This window comes from Capillimicrobium parvum (assembly GCF_021172045.1).
Taxonomy (GTDB): domain Bacteria; phylum Actinomycetota; class Thermoleophilia; order Solirubrobacterales; family Solirubrobacteraceae; genus Capillimicrobium; species Capillimicrobium parvum.
The window spans coordinates 336,019-350,914 of sequence record NZ_CP087164.1 but is presented as its reverse complement, the minus strand read 5'-3'; the positions used below and the strand labels follow the sequence as shown (position 1 = coordinate 350,914).

Below are 14,896 nucleotides of genomic sequence, written 5' to 3'. Positions count from 1 at the left end.
TGCGGATCGCATGGCTCGTTGGATGCTGCTGCTCGTCGCCGTCGTCGCCGTGGTCTACACGGCCACCGTGCTCGTCGCCGCCGAACCCTCCTACCTCATCCCCGGCGCGATCCTCCTCGCCCTCGTCGTCGGCTACGCCGTGGTCGAGCGCGCCCTGACGCGCGCCCACATGCGCCGGCACGGCAACGACCCGATGAAGGCGATGCAGGACGAGGACGACTGGGCCCTCCCGTCGGCCCACCTGATCCCGGACGACGAGCGGCCGGCCGGCGACACGCCCGAGGTCCACGACGAGATCAACCCGCACGACCTGCCGCCCGACCATCCGGGCCGCGAGGCGGCGGAGGATCAGGCGGCCGCGCACCACGAGACGACCGGCAACGAGCACGGCGCCGCGGGCGGACGCTTCACGCGGCGCGACGACGCGACGGCCGAGCGGACCGGGCAGCGCCAGCGCATGTAGGCCGCCGCGGCGCGACGACGCGACGGCCGAGCGGACCGGGCAGCGCCAGCGCACGTAGGCCGCGACCGAGCGCGGCGCGCTGGGTCCGGCCCCCACGTCACCGGTTCGGTTCTGTCGCGTTGACGGCGCCTGGTGCCGGGAACGCGACAGCCTCTACGCCAAGGGCGTCCCTCCGAGCCCGCGAGGACCAACACGTCGTCGTCAGACGTCAGATCGACAGGCCGCCGTCTACGGCGAGCGTGTGGCCGGTCACGAACGAGCTGTCGTCGCTCGCGAGGAACACGACGGAGCGCGCGATCTCCTCCGCCTGCGCATGGCGGCCGAGCGGGATCATCTCCTCGAAGATCTCGGCCGCCCGGTCCTGCGCCGCGCCCGTCGCGGTGACCTCGATCCGGTGCTGGAACGCGTTGTCGACGGGGCCCGGGTGGATCGTGTTGACGCGGATGCCGCGGTCGGCGACCTCCTTGGCCGCGGTGCGCATCAGCCCGACGACCGCGTGCTTGGACGTGGCGTAGCCCGCGATGCCGCGGTCCGACGTCAGGCCGACGACGCTGGAGTTGATGATCAGGCTGCCGCCGTCGCGCATCACCGCGAGCGCGTGCTTGGCGACGAGGAACGGCCCGCGCACGTTGACCGCGAGCACGGCGTCGAACGCGTCCTCGGGAAACTCGGACACCGGGGCGATGGGGCCGGCGATGCCCGCGTTGGCGAACGCGACGTCGAGGCCGCCGAAGCGGTCCACCGCAAGCTGCACGGCGGCGCGGACCTGGGCCGAGTCGGTCACGTCCGCGACCGTCGCGCACGCCACCTCGTCGCCGCCCAGCTCGGCCGCGACCGCGGCGACCCGATCCTCGTCGAGATCGCTCAGGACGACGCGCGCGCCCTCCGCGGCGAACTGCCGGGCGGTGGCCGCACCGATGCTGCCGGCGGCGCCGGTGATCAGTGCGACCTTGCTGTCGAGTCGACCCATGTCAGATAATGCCTGACGATTTGCGCGAACCCTACACGAGCACGCAGGTCGCGATCGTGGGCGGCGGCGGGGGGGTCGGGGCGTCCACGGCGTTCAACCTGCTCCTGCGCGACGAGCCCTACGACGTCGCCCTCATCGACCGCCGCCCCGAGATGGCGGTGTCCCATGAGATGGACCTCCAGCAGGTCGTGGCCCAGGGCGCTTCGGGGTCTGTGCGGGTCGGCGGGCTCGAAGATCTCGCCGGCGCCGGCATCGTGGTGGTGACCGCCGCGGCGCCCCTGACGCTCAACACGTCGCGGATGGTCTACCTCGACGACAACGTCCGCATCCTGCGCGAGGTGACCGGCGCACTCGCCGCCGCACCGGACTGGCCCGGCGTGCTGCTCGTCGTGACCAACCCGGTCGACGTGCTCGTCACCTGGGCGGTGGGCCACACGGAGATCCCGCGCGAGCGCGTCGCGGGCTACACGCTCAACGACAGCCTTCGGCTGCGCACCGCGCTCGGCGAGGAGCTCGGCGTCGCCGGCCACCGGGTCGACGCATGGATGATCGGCGAGCACGGCGACGCCGCGGTGGCGCTGCTCGAGCGCGTGCGCGTCGACGGCGTGCCGATCTCGGTCGGCGCGTCGCAGCGCGCGGCCGCGCTCGACTGGGTCCGCGACTGGTACGCGCGCCACGTGGCGCTCGACTCGGGCCGCTCGTCGACGTGGACCTCGGGCCGCGGCGTCGCGCGCATGGTCGCGGCGCTCGCGCACGGCGACGACGAGCCGTGGCCCGCCTCGGTGGTTCTCGAGGGTGAGTACGGGATCGACGGCGTGGCGCTCAGCGTGCCGGTGACGCTCGGCCCCGGCGGGGTGCGGGCGATCCACGAGTGGGTGCTCACCGCCGGCGAGGACGCCGGCCTGCGCCGGGCGGCCGCGCTGGTCGGCGCGGCGGCGGGCGAGCTCAGCGCCGCTTGATCTACGGCGCGTCGACGCGGTCGAGCACCCGGACGAGGTACTCGAGGTGCGCCGCCATGGCCCGCTCGGCGGCCGAGCGCTGGTTGCGGCGCACGGCGCGCAGGATCGCGCGGTGCTGGGCGAGGATCGCGTCACCGTCGATGGCGGACGCCAGGTGGGCGATGAGCTGAGGCTGCAGCACCTCGAGGATCCAGCCGGTGAACGCGAGCAGCAGGTCGTTGCCGGCCGTCTTGGCGAGGATCTGGTGGAATCGGCTGTCGGCGCTGTTGAACGGCTCGGTGCCGGGCGCGTGGCCCTCCGCGTCGGCGATCGCCTGCTCGAGCTGGGCGGCGGTCTCGGCCGTGGCGCTCGCCGCGGCGCGGCCCGCGAGCGGGACCTCGAGGAACATGCGCGCGTCGAGCAGCTCGGGCATCGAGATCGTCTCGGCGGCCAGCATCAGCGCGATCGACTCGCTGACGTTGCGGCTCATCCCCTCGTTCGGCGTGCGTGCGACGAAGATGCCGCCGGAGCGCCCTCGCCCGACCCGGATGAGGTGCGACGCCGAGAGCAGTCGCAGCGCCTCGCGCAGCGTCGGCCGGCTGACGCCGAACTCGTCGGCCAGCTCCTGCTCGGTGCCGATGCGGTCGCCCGGGCGCAGGTGGCGCTGCTCGAGATAGCGCCGGATCTGCAGCGCGATCTGCTCGCTGGCGCCGCCGATGGCGGGAGTGAACGGCCCGCCGGGCCGATCCGGGGCGGTCGCCATGGCGCCATCGTACGCGAGCGCCCGGAGGGTGCGGCGCGGTTGAAAGGACCAAACGATTTTACGTACAGTGGGTCGGATGGAGACCCAGGTGCAGGGCCGCGCGGCGGCCGGCGCGCAGGACGCCGGCACCCGCCCCGCCGCCACCGTCCGCGACGCCGCGTTCGACGTGATGCGCCGGCTCGGGATGACCACGATCTTCGCCAACCCCGGGTCCACCGAGGTCTCGCTCCTCGCCGGCTTCCCGGACGACCTCGAGTTCGTGCTTGCCCTGCACGAGGGCTCGGTCGTCGGCATGGCGGCCGGGCACGCGCTCGGGCGAGGGGCGCCGTCGCTGGTGCTCGTGCACTCGATGCCGGGCTTCGGCAACTCGGTCGCCGCGCTGGCGACCGCGCGACTGAACCACGCGCCGCTCGTCGTCATCGTCGGCCAGCAGGACCGCCGCCATCTCGAGCTCGACCCGTTCCTCGCCGGGCGGCTGAACGGGCTCGCGGGCGAGTACCCGGTCTGGGTCGACCAGCCGCTGCGCCCCCAGGACGTGCCGGGTGCGATCGTCCGCGCCCACCACGAGGCGGTGACCGCGCGCGGCCCGGCGATCGTGATCGTGCCGATGGACGACTGGCTCGCCCCCGCGCCCGCGCCGCACGAGATCTTCGGGGCGTCGCGGATGCTGCGTTCGGCCGGGGCGGACCCCGACGTGGTCGAGGAGCTCGCCGCGCTGCTCGACGACGCGGCCTCGCCGGTCATCGTCGCCGGCGCCGGGGCCGACTCGCCCGACGGCTGGGCGGCGCTCGTCGCCCTCGCCGAACGCCTGGGGTGCCCGGTCTGGCAGGAGCCGTTCGGGCCGCAGGCGGGCTTCCCGCAGGACCACCCGCAGTTCGCCGGTCATCTGCCCGCCCGCCGCGCACGGCTGCGCGACGTGCTCGCGCCGCACGACACGGTGCTCGTCGCGGGCACGGGGATGCTGCGCCAGTACCCGTACGACGAGGGCCCGCTTGTCGAGCCGGGCACGCGCGTGGCGGTCGTCAGCCAGGACGCGGCGGAGGCCCACCGCAGCCCGGTCGACGTCGCGGTGCTGGGCTCGCCCGCGGCGGTCTGCGCGGCGCTCGCCGGCGCCGTCACGCCGCGGCGCGCGTTCGACGGCGCGCCGCTGACCTCCCGGCCCCCGGCGCCGGAGCCCCCCGCGGCCGGCGAGCCGCTGCGCGCCGCCCACGTCCTCGCCGCCCTCGGCGACCGGCTGCCGCGCGACGCGATCGTCGTCGAGGAGTCGCCCTCCAGCCGCCTGCAGCTCAACGCGCACATCCCGGCGCGCGAGCCGATGGGCTTCGTCAGCGCGATGGGCCTGCTCGGCTTCGGCATGCCCGCCTCGATCGGGCTGAAGATGGCCCGGCCGGACCGGCCCATCATCGCGGTGCTGGGCGACGGCTCGTCGCTGTACTCGATCCAGGCGCTGTGGAGCGCGGTGCAGTACCGCGCCGGCGTGGTCCTCGTCGTGCTGGTCAACGGCGGCTACGCGATCATGGACCGCCTGAGCGAGAAGACCGGCCAGGCCGGCCCGTGGCCCGCGCTCGACGGCCTCGACATCGGCGGGTTCGCCCGCGCGCAGAGCTGCGAGACGCGTCGCGTCGCGACCCACGAGGAGCTGCTGCGCACGCTCGACGAGCTCACCGTGGACCTCGCGCAGCGCGAGACGCCGCTCCTGCTCGAGGCGATCGTCGCGCAGGATCCGACGTTCGACGCCTGAACCGGCGCCGCGGCGGTCAGACGCGCCGCATCCCCACGGTCGTCGAGGCGGACCGTACCCGCTGGAGCAGCCGGAGCGCGGAAGGAGCTCAGGCGGCGCCGCCCGGCGGGGTCCCGCCGGCCGGCGGCATCGGCCGGGCCTTCCGGGGGCGCTCGACCTGCAGCTTGATTGGCGCGACGTCCTTCGCACAGGCGAGCTCGCGCGAGTGCTCGAAGCGGACGAGGTCGGCACGGACCTCGTTGCGGCGCTCCTCGAGCGCCCGGATCTCCTCGCGCAGCTCGAGCGAGCGGCGCTCGAGCGCCTCGACCTTGGCCTGGGCGCGCGCGAGCTTGCGCTCGAGCTCGAGCACCCGCTCGACGCCCGCCAGGTTGAGGCCGTACTCGGTCGTCATCTGCTGGATCCGGCGCAGGCGCTCGACGTCCTCATGGGAGTACAGGCGCGTGCCCTTCGGCGAGCGCTTGGGCGTGATGAGCCCGCGCGCCTCGTACATGCGCAGCGTCTGCGGGTGCATCTCGGCCAGCTCGGCGGCCACCGAGATCATGAAGACGCCCCGGTCGGAGTCCACGCGGACCGTCGTGCGGGTGCGCCGGGTGGCCATCACGCCGCCTTCCCGGCCGCGCCCGCCCCGCCGGCGAACAGCTTCGCCCGCGGGTTGCCGTTCATGACCTTCGAGAGCTCCTCGACCGCCGCCTCCTGCTCGCGCGTGAGGTGATCGGGGACGTCGAGGACGAAGCGGTAGTGAATGTCGCCGCGGTGCTTCTTGTCCGACAGCTTCGGCGGGCCCTCGCCGCGCAGCCGCTGGACGGTGCCGTGCTTCGTGCCGGGCTTGACGCGCAGCCGCTTGCTGCCCGACAGGGTCGGCACCTCGATCTCGGCCCCGCGCAGCGCCTCGGGGATGGTGAGCGGCACCTCGACCTCGAGGTGGTCGCCCTTGCGCTTGAACACAGGCGAAGCATCCACGTGGGTGATGACGTAAAGGTCGCCGGGGGGTCCGCCGCGGCGGCCGGGCTCGCCCTTGCCGGCCAGGCGGACACGCGAGCCCTCCCGCACGCCGGCCGGGACGTTGACCTTGTAGTTCTTGACGGTGCGCACCGCCCCGGTGCCCTGGCAGGTGGGGCAGGGCTCTTCGATGATCGCGCCGCTGCCGCCGCACATCGAACACGGCTGTGAGATCGAGAACAGACCCTGGCCCTGGTTCTCGACGCCCCGGCCCTGGCAGCGCGGGCACACCTTCGGCGTCGTGCCCGGCTTCGCCCCTGTCCCATGGCAGGTGCCGCACATCGACGACGTCGGCACCGACAGCGAGACCTGCGCGCCGTCGACCGCCTGCTGGAAGCTGAGGCGCACCTCGGCCTCGAGATCGCGGCCGCGCTCGGGCTGCGGGGTCGCGCGGCCGGCGCCGCCCGCCCCACCGGCTCCGCCCCGGGCGGAGCCGAACAGGTTCGACAGGATGTCCGAGAAGCTGCCGGCCTCGAAGCCGCCGCCCGGTCCCCCCGCGCCGGTCCCGAACGGGTTGGCGCCGGCGAACGGGTTGGCGCCCTGGCGGTCGTACTCCTTGCGCTTGTCGGGGTCGCCGAGCACGTCGTAGGCAGCCGAGATCTCCTTGAACCGCGACTCGGCCGACGCGTCGTCCGGGTTGCGGTCCGGGTGGTACTGGCGCGCCAGCTTGCGGTACGCCTTCTTGATCTCGTCCTGCGACGCCTTCTTGTCGACGCCCAGCACCCGGTACAGGTCCTGCTGCGCCATCAGCGACGCCTCCGGGCCCGCCAGGCGTGGTGGGTGGTGGTCGAGGGGGTCACTTTACGCGGCCACCACCACTCGGGCCGGGCGGATGATGCTCCCGTTGAGCCGGTAGCCCTGCTGGTAGACCTCGACGACGGTGCCGGACTCGGCGCCCTCCACGGGCTGCTGGACCATCGCCTCGTGCTCGTTGGGGTCGAACGTCTCGCCCTTCGGCGAGAACGGCTCGATCCCGACGCGCTCGAGCGCGGCCACGAGGTCCTGCTGGACCAGGCGGATGCCCGCGGTCAGGTGGTGCTCGGTCTGACCACCACCGGCATGGACGTGGCCGGCATCTCCGCCGTTCGGGCCGGCGGCGGTGCCCATCTCCTCGGCCTCGGCGGCCGCGAGCGCGCGCTCGAGGTTGTCGAGCGCGGGCAGCAGCTCCCGGGCGACCTTGGCGATGCCCCGGGCCTCGGCGGCCTGGGCATCGCGGGTGGCGCGCTTGCGGAAGTTCTCGAAGTCCGCCTGCGTGCGCTGGGCCAGCGCGAGGTACTCGTCGCGCTGGGCGGCCCGCGCCTGCAGCTCCTCGAGATCCTGCTCGACGACCTGGGCCGCCTCCTCCTCGGCCTGCCGCGCGTCGGCCGCCGCCGCGGCGGACGCCTCCTCGGCGTCCGCCTGCACGGCGGCGTCACGCTGCTCCGCGATGTCGCGTGGCTGGTCGACCATGGCCTATCGCCCCTCGTCCACGACCTCGGCGTCGACGACGTCCTCGTCGGACTCCGACTCGGCCTGGGGGCCGGAGCCGTTGCCGCCGTCGGGACCGGTCGCGCCGGCCGCCGCCTGCTCCGCCTGGGCGCGCTCGTACATGGCCTCGGAGACCCGGTGGAAGGCCGACTGCAGCGCCGACGTCTTCGCCTGGATCTCGGCCGCGTCCTCGCCGGCCAGCGTGTCGCGGACGTCCTTGATCGCGTTCTGGATCTCCGCCTTGGCCGACTCGTCGACCTGGTCGCCCAGGTCCGCGAGCTGGCGCTCGGCCTGGTAGGCCGCGTTCTCGCCCGCGTTGCGCGCCTCGGCGAGCTCGCGCAGCCGGCGGTCCTCGTCGGCGTGCGACTCGGCGTCGGTGACCATCCGCTTGATCTCGTCGTCGGACAGGCCGCCGCCGGCGCGGATCTCGATCTTCTGCTCCTTGCCCGTGCCGAGGTCCTTCGCCGACACGTTGAGGATGCCGTTGGCGTCGATGTCGAACGCGACCTCGATCTGCGGGATGCCGCGCGGCGCCGGCGGGATGCCGGTCAGCTGGAACTTGCCGAGCGACTTGTTGTAGGTCGCCATCTCGCGCTCGCCCTGCAGGACGTGGATCTCGACCGAGGGCTGGTTGTCCTCCGCGGTGGAGAACACCTCGGCCTTGCGGGTCGGGATCGTCGTGTTGCGCTCGATGAGCTTCGTCATCACGCCGCCCTTGGTCTCGATGCCCAGCGTCAGCGGGGTCACGTCGAGCAGCAGGACGTCCTTGACGTCGCCGGCGAGCACGCCCGCCTGGATGGCGGCGCCCACGGCCACGACCTCGTCCGGGTTGACGCCGCGGTGCGGCTCCTTGCCGGTGAGCTCCTTGACCTTCTCCTGGACGGCCGGCATGCGGGTCATGCCGCCGACGAGGACGACGTGGTCGATGTTGTCGGCGCCCTTGTCCTTGGCGTCGTCGAGCGCCTGGCGCACCGGGGCGACCACGCGGTCGACCAGGTCAGCGACCAGCTCGTTGAACTTCGCCCGCGTCAGGCGCGTGTCCAGGTGCTTCGGGCCGCTCTGGTCGGCGGTCACGAACGGCAGGTTGATCTGCGTCTCCTGTGCGGAGGACAGCTCGATCTTGGCCTTCTCGGCCGCCTCGTAGAGGCGCTGGAGGGCCATCGGGTCCTGCGTGAGGTCGATGCCCTGCGACTTCTTGAACTCGGCCACGAGCCAGTCGACGATCGCCTTGTCGAAGTTGTCGCCGCCGAGGTGGTTGTCACCCGCGGTCGACTTGACCTCGAAGACGCCGTCGCCGATCTCGAGCACGGACACGTCGAACGTGCCGCCGCCGAGGTCGAAGACGAGGATCGTCTGGTCGCTCTCCTTGTCGAGGCCGTAGGCCAGCGAGGCGGCCGTCGGCTCGTTGATGATGCGCTTGACGTCGAGGCCGGCGATCCTGCCGGCGTCCTTCGTCGCCTGGCGCTGGTCGTCGTTGAAGTACGCGGGGACGGTGATCACCGCGCTGTCGACGGTGTCGCCGAGATACGCCTCGGCGTCGGCCTTCAGCTTGCCGAGGATCATGGCGCTGATCTCCGGCGGGCTGTACTGCTTGCCGCCGGCGTCGACGCGCGCGTCACCGTTCGGGCCGCTGACGACCTGGTAGGGCACCATCGACTCCTCCTCGCGCACCTCGGCCTCCTTGCGGCCCATGAAGCGCTTGATCGAGAAGATGGTGTTGCCCGGGTTGGTGACCGCCTGGCGCTTGGCGACGGTGCCGACCAGGCGCTCGCCGCTCTGCGTGAAGGCGACCACGGAGGGCGTCGTGCGACCGCCCTCTGCGTTCTCGATGACCGTGGGCTCGCCGCCCTCCAGCACTGCCATGCAGGAGTTCGTCGTGCCCAGGTCGATTCCGATGGTCTTGCCCATGCTGTGAAGTGCTCCTTCGCCCTTGCGAATGAAATCTGAGCGACATTATGGCAGATTTTTGGACGCGTTCAACCGCGCCGCTCAGGACACATCCGCCGCAGCGCGCAGCTCGCGCAGTCCGGGATGCGGGCGTGGCACGTCCTGCGCCCGTGGCGCAGCAGGTTCACGTGCAGCTCGAGCGCCTGGCCCTCCGGGGTCAGGGCGAGCATGGTGTCGTGCATCTCCTCGAAGCCCGCCTTGGGCCGGAAGAGGTGCAGGCGCGAGCCGACCCGGGAGACGTGGGTGTCGACCGGGACGTCGTGCATGCCGAACGCGAAGCACAGGACGCACGCCGCGGTCTTGCGGCCCACGCCCGGCAGCGCGCAGAGCTCGCGCTGAGCGTCGGCGACGGACATCGAGGCCAGGTCGTCGAGCGAGAGCGGATCCCCGATGGCGCGCAGGATCGCCTGGATGCGCGCCGACTTGACCTTCGAGATGCCGCCGGGGCGGATCGCCTCCTCGACGACCGAGACCGGCGCGTCGCGCACGGCCTCCCACGTCGGCAGCGCGCGCGTCAGCCGCAGGTAGGCGACGTCGCGGTTGCGGTCGTTCGTCGACTGCGACAGCACCGTCAGGACGAGCTCGTCGAGCGGGCGGCGGTGTGGCGGGGCGATCGGCCGGCCGTACATCGTGCGCAGCCGGTCGCGGATCGCGCGCACCCGCCGCGGGGCCGGGCGCGACCACGTCGCGGCCGCGGGCGTCACGTCGCGCCCCAGCGCTCGGTCGTCCGTGCCGCCGCGGACACCGCCTCGGCCAGGCCCGCCGCGATCGCCGCCGGATAGAAGCGCGTCTCGGCCAGGCGCGCGACGAGCACGCCGAGCATCGTGTCCCCCGCGCCCGTCGCGCTTACGACCTGTGCCGGGACGCCCGGCACGTTGGCGCGCACGGCGCCGCGCAGCATCGCCCCGTCGGCGCCGAGGGAGACGACGACGTTCGCGACCCCCGCGGCCAGGAGCGCCTCGGCCGCCCGCTCGACGTCCTGCTCCCCCGACAGCAGCTGCGCCTCGTGGCGGTTGCACTTCAGGAGGAACAGGCCGGGCAGGCACTCGCGCGACAGGGTGACGGCGCGCCCCGGGTTCTCCCAGCGGTGCAGCCGCAGGTTCGGATCGAACACCACCGGCTTGCCGTGCTCGAGCATCGACGCGCGCGCGTCGAGCGTCGCCCGCCGCTCGTCGGGGTCCAGGAGCGTGTTCGAGGCGATGACGAGCGCGTCGCAGGCGGCGACCGCCTCGTGCAGCCGGGGCGCCACCGCGGCCATCGCGGCGTGGATGCCGGCGCCGTAGATGAGGTAGTCCGGCTCGCCGCCCGCGTCGACCGTGACGAAGGCCAGTGCCGTCGGCGCCCCCTCGACGAGCGCGAACCACTCGAGCCCGACGCCCTCGCCGGCGAGGCGCTCCTGCAGCCAGCGCCCCCAGCCGTCGTCGCCGGCGCCGCCGGCCAGCTCGACCGCCGCGCCGTAGCGCGCCGCGACGACGCACACGTTGGCCATCGCGCCGCCGAAGTGCGGGGCGAACGCGTCGGCGTCGGCGAGCCGGTCGACGGGGCGCTCGCAGATGAGGTCGACCAGTGTCTCGCCGAGGCAGAGCACGCGCACGACGCGGAACGCTATCGTCGCCGCGCGCATGGGTCGGGTCTCCGAGCTCTCCGAGCACACCGAGCAGCTGGACGGCCAGCCGGTCTTCTGGCGCTCGGCACCCGTGGCCGACGGCGGGCCGCTCCCGCTCTACGTCCACGGGGTCCCGGCCAACGGCGACGTCTGGGCGCCCTTCCTCGAGCGCACCGGCGGCATCGCGGTCGACCTGCCGGGGTTCGGCCGCTCGGGCAAGCGCGGCGACCTCGACTACTCGATCGCGGGCTACGCGCGCTTCCTGCGCAGCTTCCTCGAGCTCGTGGAGGCCGACGACGTCCGGCTCGTGATGGAGGACTGGGGCGCCTGCGCGCTCGGATGGGCACAGGAGGAGCCCGAGCGGGTGCGCCGCCTTGTGCTCATCGACGCGGTCCCGCTCATGGCCGGCTACCGCTGGCATCGCGTCGCGCGCGCGTGGCGCATGCCCTTCGTCGGCGAGATGGCGATGGGGCTCTCCATCAAGCCGGTGCTGCGGCGGTCGATCCCGCCCGCGCTCCTCGACACCGTCGCCACCCACTTCGACCAGGGCACGCAGCGGGCGATCCTGCGCCTCTACCGCTGGGCGGACCCGGAGCGGCTGGCCGAGGCCGGCGCGCGGCTCGGCGACGTCCGGGCGCCGGCGCTCGTCGTCTGGGGCGAGAACGACCCGTACATCCCGGTCCGCTTCGCCCACGGCTACGCCGCGGTGCTCGGGGGCGAGGTCGAGCTCGACATCCGCCCGGGCGCCGGGCACTGGCCGTGGACCACCGACCCGGGCGTCGTCGATCGGGTCGCCGGCTTCCTGGCGCAGGAGTGAGGAGCGCTGGCCGCCCTCCCCGTGAGCGTCGGGCTGCCGGGCAACCGCCGGCCGCCCCTGCAGCGCATCGCCTGGCGCGTGCTGCTCGCGCTGTCGATGATCGTCTTCGTCGCGATGGTCGCCTACCTCGACCGCGCCGGCTACGCGGACGCCGACGGGTCGGGCCTCTCGCTCCTGGACGCCTTCTACTACTCGACCGTCAGCGTCACCACGACCGGCTACGGCGACGTGCGCCCCGAGAGCGACTCGGCGCGCCTGCTGACCACGCTGCTCGTCACGCCGGCGCGCGTGCTGTTCCTGATCATCCTCGTCGGCACGACGCTCGAGATCCTCGCCGAGCGCACCCGGCACGACTGGCGCGTCTCGCGCTGGATGCGCGGCTTGCGTGACCACGTGATCGTCTGCGGCTACGGCACGAAGGGGCGCGCCGCCGTGCGCACGCTGCGCGCCCATGGCACGCCGCCCCAGGACATCGTCGTCATCGAATCCGGCGCCGAGGCGCGCGCGGCGGCGGTCGCCGACGGCCTCGCGGCGGTGGCGGGCGACGCCTCGCAGGCGGCGGTGCTGCGCCAGGCGCAGGTCGACCAGGCCGCCTCCGTGGTCGTCGCGCCCAACAGCGACCCCGCGGCGGTCCTCATCACGCTGACCGTGCGCGAGCTCAACCCGGGCGCGACGATCGCCGCCGCCGCGCGCGAGGAGGAGAACGTCCACCTGCTGCACCAGAGCGGCGCGAACTCGGTGATCGTGACGTCGAGCAGCGCCGGGCGGCTGCTCGGCCTCGCCACCCACGCCCCGCGCGTGGTGGAGGTGCTCGAGGACCTCATGTCGATCGGCGAGGGGCTCGACATCAAGGAGCGCCCGGTGGCGCCCGGCGAGGCGGGGCCGTGCTCGGCGCTGCCCATCGGCGGGCCGGTCATCGCGGTCGAGCGCGGCGGGGAGCTGCTGCGCTTCGACGACCCCCGCGCCACCTCGGTGCAGGCGGGCGACCGGATCGTCTACCTGGCCGCGGGCGAGGACACCGGGTAGCGCAGGCGCCGTCGGCCGCGCGGACCGCTCAGATCAGGCCGGGCCGGCCGAACCGGCCCAGGACCGCCCGTGACAGGGGCGGCAGCGAGGCGCGCACGCAGCCGTCCTCGTCGAGGCGCGTCCACATGCCGAGGCCGGTGACCCGGAACAGCCGGCGCACGTCCGGCGCCGGCGAGCGCAGGAACAGCTCGCAGCCGGCGGCCGCGGCGCGGCGCGCGGCGTCGACGAGCACCCGCAGGCCCGCGACGTCGACGAACGACAGCCGCGAGAGGTCGAGCACCAGCACGCTGCCCGCACGCTGGGCGTCGAGCAGCACGCGCGCCAAGGACAGCGCGCTGTCGCCGTCGAGCTGACCCTCGAGACGAAGGCAGACCTCATCGTCGTCGCTCTGTCGTCCCGGGCGGATGCGCAGGCGCGCCGCCACCAGGTCCACGCTCTCCGTCGGACTCACGTCTCATGTCTCCCAACGAGTTCGTGGCGCCCCTCGCTCGACCAACGCTACCCGCGCCGTCAAGCGCCGAACCGTCCGCTGCACGAGAATCCCGCAACGTGCGGCACAACTACCCTCGGGCGATGCGCCGGCCCCTGTTGCCCAGCGTGCTGGTGGCGGCTGCGATCGGCGTGGTGTACCTCGCCGTGGCGCCGGCCAGCGCGGACCTCGCCGCCGCAGTGTTCCGCAGCCACCTGTTCGCCGAGCACGGATTCGTCGTCGTGAACACCGCCTGGTACGGCGGGCACAACGTCCCGGCGTACTCGATGGTCATGCCGCCGCTGGGCGCCCTCGTCGGCCCGCGCGTGGCGGCCGCGCTCGCGTGCGTCGCGGCCGCGGCGCTCTTCTCGCTGCTCGTCGAGCGCGCGTACGGCCGCCGCGCCGCGATGATCGGCGGCCTCTGGTTCGCCGCGGGCGTGTCCGTGCAGCTGCTGACCGGGCGCATTCCGTTCCTGCTCGGCGTGCCGTTCGCGCTCGGCGCGCTGCTCGCGGCGCAGCGCGGGCGCGTCCGCCTGGCCGTCGGCCTGGCCGTGGTGACGCCGCTGGCCAGCCCGGTCGCCGGGGCGTTCCTCGCGCTGGCGGGCGCGGCGTGGGCGATCGGCTCGCGCCGGCGCCTCGGCGTCTGGATCGCCGCGGCGGCCCTCGTGCCCGTCGCCGTGATGACCGCGATCTTCCCGGAGGGCGGAACCGAGCCGTTCGTCGCCTCAGCGTTCTGGCCGGCGCTCGCCGCGCTCGTCGCCGTCGCGTTCGCGCTCCCGCGCGGCCAGGGCGTCCTGCGCGCGGGCGCGATCATCTACGCGGGCGCGGTCATCGCCTGCTTCGCCATCCCGACCGCCGTCGGCGGCAACGTCACCCGGCTCGCCGCGCTCACGCTCGGCCCGATCGCCGCCTGCATCCTGTGGCCTCAGCGCCGGTGGCTGCTCGCCGCGATCGCGGTGCCGCTGCTGTACTGGCAGCTGATGCCGCCGATCCGCGACGTCGTCGTCGTGGCGGGCGACCCGTCGACGCAGGCCAGCTACTACACGCCGCTCATCGAGCGCCTCGAGAAGGAGCGCGGGCAGCTGCGCGTGGAGGTGCCGTTCACCCGCGCGCACTGGGAGGCGGCGCACCTGGCGTCGCACGTGCCCCTCGCGCGCGGCTGGGAGCGCCAGCTCGACCGCGAGCTCAACGGGCTCTTCTATAGCGACAAGCCGCTGACCTCCGCGCGCTACACCGAGTGGCTGCACGAGAACGCGGTCACGTTCGTCGCGCTGCCCGACGTTGGCCTCGACGGCTCGGCCCGCCAGGAGGCCGCGCTCATCCGCGCCGGCCTGCCCGTCCTGCACCAGGTCTGGAGCAACGCGAACTGGAAGCTGTACCGGGTCGGCGGCGTGGACCGCAGCCGCGCGCGCGACACGGACGCCGACAGCTTCGAGGTCCGGGCCACCGCGCCGGGCAGCACGGTCGTCCGGGTGCGCTTCAGCCCGCACTGGGCGGTGGTCTCCGGGGCCGGGTGCGTGTCGGAGGGACCCGGCGGGTTCACGCGCGTGCGCGCGCTCACCGCGGGCACGATCCAGGTCGCCGCGCGCGTCGATCTGGCCCGCGCGCTGTTCCGTCGCACCGGCGAACGCTGCGACGAGAAGTAGGGGTAGCCGCACCTTCGACCGCTGAGGCGGCGGTTAACATCGAG

15 protein-coding genes are annotated in these 14,896 nt (G+C 73.8%); 6 read left to right on the top strand and 9 right to left on the bottom strand.

The features are described from left to right. Nucleotides 1-10 precede the first annotated feature (10 nt). Complete coding sequence (locus tag DSM104329_RS01690; RefSeq protein ID WP_259313661.1) at nucleotides 11-463, top strand: hypothetical protein; 453 nt, start codon at nucleotides 11-13, stop codon at nucleotides 461-463. Between the two features lie 208 nt (nucleotides 464-671). On the opposite strand, the gene DSM104329_RS01685 is transcribed toward DSM104329_RS01690, so the two are convergent. Beyond that, nucleotides 672-1,433 (bottom strand): SDR family NAD(P)-dependent oxidoreductase, encoded by a 762-nt coding sequence (locus DSM104329_RS01685; protein ID WP_259313660.1) that lies wholly within the window; start codon nucleotides 1,431-1,433, stop codon nucleotides 672-674. A gap of 20 nt (nucleotides 1,434-1,453) precedes the next feature. On the opposite strand from DSM104329_RS01685, the gene DSM104329_RS01680 reads away from it, so the two are divergent. Then, nucleotides 1,454-2,392 (top strand): malate dehydrogenase, encoded by a 939-nt coding sequence (locus DSM104329_RS01680; RefSeq protein ID WP_259313659.1) that lies wholly within the window; start codon nucleotides 1,454-1,456, stop codon nucleotides 2,390-2,392. A gap of 1 nt (nucleotide 2,393) precedes the next feature. On the opposite strand, the gene DSM104329_RS01675 is transcribed toward DSM104329_RS01680, so the two are convergent. Beyond that, a complete protein-coding gene (locus DSM104329_RS01675) occupies nucleotides 2,394-3,134 on the bottom strand; it encodes a FadR/GntR family transcriptional regulator (RefSeq protein WP_259313658.1) in 741 nt (246 codons plus the stop codon). Between the two features lie 76 nt (nucleotides 3,135-3,210). Between DSM104329_RS01675 and DSM104329_RS01670 the strand changes: the two genes are divergently transcribed. Continuing rightward, nucleotides 3,211-4,875, top strand: coding sequence for a thiamine pyrophosphate-binding protein (locus tag DSM104329_RS01670; protein WP_259313657.1), 1,665 nt, complete (start codon nucleotides 3,211-3,213; stop codon nucleotides 4,873-4,875). 88 nt (nucleotides 4,876-4,963) lie between these two features. Here DSM104329_RS01670 and DSM104329_RS01665 read toward each other — a convergent pair whose 3' ends face one another. The 6 genes from DSM104329_RS01665 to DSM104329_RS01640 all read right to left on the bottom strand — a co-directional run bounded on the left by DSM104329_RS01665 (nucleotide 4,964) and on the right by DSM104329_RS01640 (nucleotide 10,912). Continuing rightward, nucleotides 4,964-5,473 carry a heat shock protein transcriptional repressor HspR gene (locus DSM104329_RS01665; protein WP_259313656.1) on the bottom strand — a complete coding sequence of 170 codons (510 nt, stop codon included), beginning with the start codon at nucleotides 5,471-5,473 and terminating at the stop codon, nucleotides 4,964-4,966. Then, nucleotides 5,473-6,621, bottom strand: coding sequence for a molecular chaperone DnaJ (dnaJ, locus tag DSM104329_RS01660; RefSeq protein ID WP_259313655.1), 1,149 nt, complete (start codon nucleotides 6,619-6,621; stop codon nucleotides 5,473-5,475). Before dnaJ ends, DSM104329_RS01665 begins: the two co-directional genes overlap by 1 nt. Nucleotides 6,622-6,675: 54 nt before the next feature. Then, nucleotides 6,676-7,323 carry a nucleotide exchange factor GrpE gene (locus tag DSM104329_RS01655; RefSeq protein ID WP_259313654.1) on the bottom strand — a complete coding sequence of 216 codons (648 nt, stop codon included), beginning with the start codon at nucleotides 7,321-7,323 and terminating at the stop codon, nucleotides 6,676-6,678. Between the two features lie 3 nt (nucleotides 7,324-7,326). Further along, complete coding sequence (dnaK, locus tag DSM104329_RS01650) at nucleotides 7,327-9,249, bottom strand: molecular chaperone DnaK (protein WP_259313653.1); 1,923 nt, start codon at nucleotides 9,247-9,249, stop codon at nucleotides 7,327-7,329. Nucleotides 9,250-9,317: 68 nt separating this feature from the next. Continuing rightward, the gene (locus DSM104329_RS01645) at nucleotides 9,318-9,992 is read right to left on the bottom strand and encodes an endonuclease III domain-containing protein (protein ID WP_259313652.1); all 675 of its coding nucleotides are present in this window, start codon (nucleotides 9,990-9,992) and stop codon (nucleotides 9,318-9,320) included. Continuing rightward, on the bottom strand, nucleotides 9,989-10,912 hold the full coding sequence (locus tag DSM104329_RS01640) for a carbohydrate kinase family protein (protein ID WP_259313651.1): 924 nt from the start codon (nucleotides 10,910-10,912) through the stop codon (nucleotides 9,989-9,991). The genes DSM104329_RS01645 and DSM104329_RS01640 overlap by 4 nt, the downstream gene beginning before the upstream one ends. Between DSM104329_RS01640 and DSM104329_RS01635 the strand changes: the two genes are divergently transcribed. Together DSM104329_RS01635 and DSM104329_RS01630 are read left to right on the top strand one after the other, a co-directional pair. After that, entirely contained in the window at nucleotides 10,911-11,711 is an 801-nt protein-coding gene (locus tag DSM104329_RS01635; RefSeq protein ID WP_259313650.1) for an alpha/beta fold hydrolase, read from the top strand. The genes DSM104329_RS01640 and DSM104329_RS01635 overlap by 2 nt on opposite strands. Nucleotides 11,712-11,732: 21 nt before the next feature. Beyond that, on the top strand, nucleotides 11,733-12,737 hold the full coding sequence (locus DSM104329_RS01630) for a potassium channel family protein (protein ID WP_259313649.1): 1,005 nt from the start codon (nucleotides 11,733-11,735) through the stop codon (nucleotides 12,735-12,737). Nucleotides 12,738-12,765: 28 nt separating this feature from the next. On the opposite strand, the gene DSM104329_RS01625 is transcribed toward DSM104329_RS01630, so the two are convergent. Next, a complete protein-coding gene (locus DSM104329_RS01625; RefSeq protein WP_259313648.1) occupies nucleotides 12,766-13,188 on the bottom strand; it encodes an STAS domain-containing protein in 423 nt (140 codons plus the stop codon). 122 nt (nucleotides 13,189-13,310) lie between these two features. On the opposite strand from DSM104329_RS01625, the gene DSM104329_RS01620 reads away from it, so the two are divergent. After that, the gene (locus DSM104329_RS01620; protein WP_259313647.1) at nucleotides 13,311-14,852 is read left to right on the top strand and encodes a hypothetical protein; all 1,542 of its coding nucleotides are present in this window, start codon (nucleotides 13,311-13,313) and stop codon (nucleotides 14,850-14,852) included. Nucleotides 14,853-14,896: the final 44 nt, after the last annotated feature.

Bases quoted from the DNA above. Each gene is read 5' to 3' on its own strand.
- DSM104329_RS01690 (WP_259313661.1), top strand. From the start codon at position 11: ATGGCTCGTTGGATGCTGCTGCTCGTCGCCGTCGTCGCCGTGGTCTAC.
- DSM104329_RS01685 (WP_259313660.1), bottom strand. From the start codon at position 1,433: ATGGGTCGACTCGACAGCAAGGTCGCACTGATCACCGGCGCCGCCGGC.
- DSM104329_RS01675 (WP_259313658.1), bottom strand. From the start codon at position 3,134: ATGGCGACCGCCCCGGATCGGCCCGGCGGGCCGTTCACTCCCGCCATC.
- DSM104329_RS01670 (WP_259313657.1), top strand. From the start codon at position 3,211: ATGGAGACCCAGGTGCAGGGCCGCGCGGCGGCCGGCGCGCAGGACGCC.
- DSM104329_RS01665 (WP_259313656.1), bottom strand. From the start codon at position 5,473: ATGGCCACCCGGCGCACCCGCACGACGGTCCGCGTGGACTCCGACCGG.
- dnaJ (WP_259313655.1), bottom strand. From the start codon at position 6,621: ATGGCGCAGCAGGACCTGTACCGGGTGCTGGGCGTCGACAAGAAGGCG.
- DSM104329_RS01655 (WP_259313654.1), bottom strand. From the start codon at position 7,323: ATGGTCGACCAGCCACGCGACATCGCGGAGCAGCGTGACGCCGCCGTG.
- dnaK (WP_259313653.1), bottom strand. From the start codon at position 9,249: ATGGGCAAGACCATCGGAATCGACCTGGGCACGACGAACTCCTGCATG.
- DSM104329_RS01635 (WP_259313650.1), top strand. From the start codon at position 10,911: ATGGGTCGGGTCTCCGAGCTCTCCGAGCACACCGAGCAGCTGGACGGC.
- DSM104329_RS01640 (WP_259313651.1), bottom strand. From the start codon at position 10,912: ATGCGCGCGGCGACGATAGCGTTCCGCGTCGTGCGCGTGCTCTGCCTC.
- DSM104329_RS01620 (WP_259313647.1), top strand. From the start codon at position 13,311: ATGCGCCGGCCCCTGTTGCCCAGCGTGCTGGTGGCGGCTGCGATCGGC.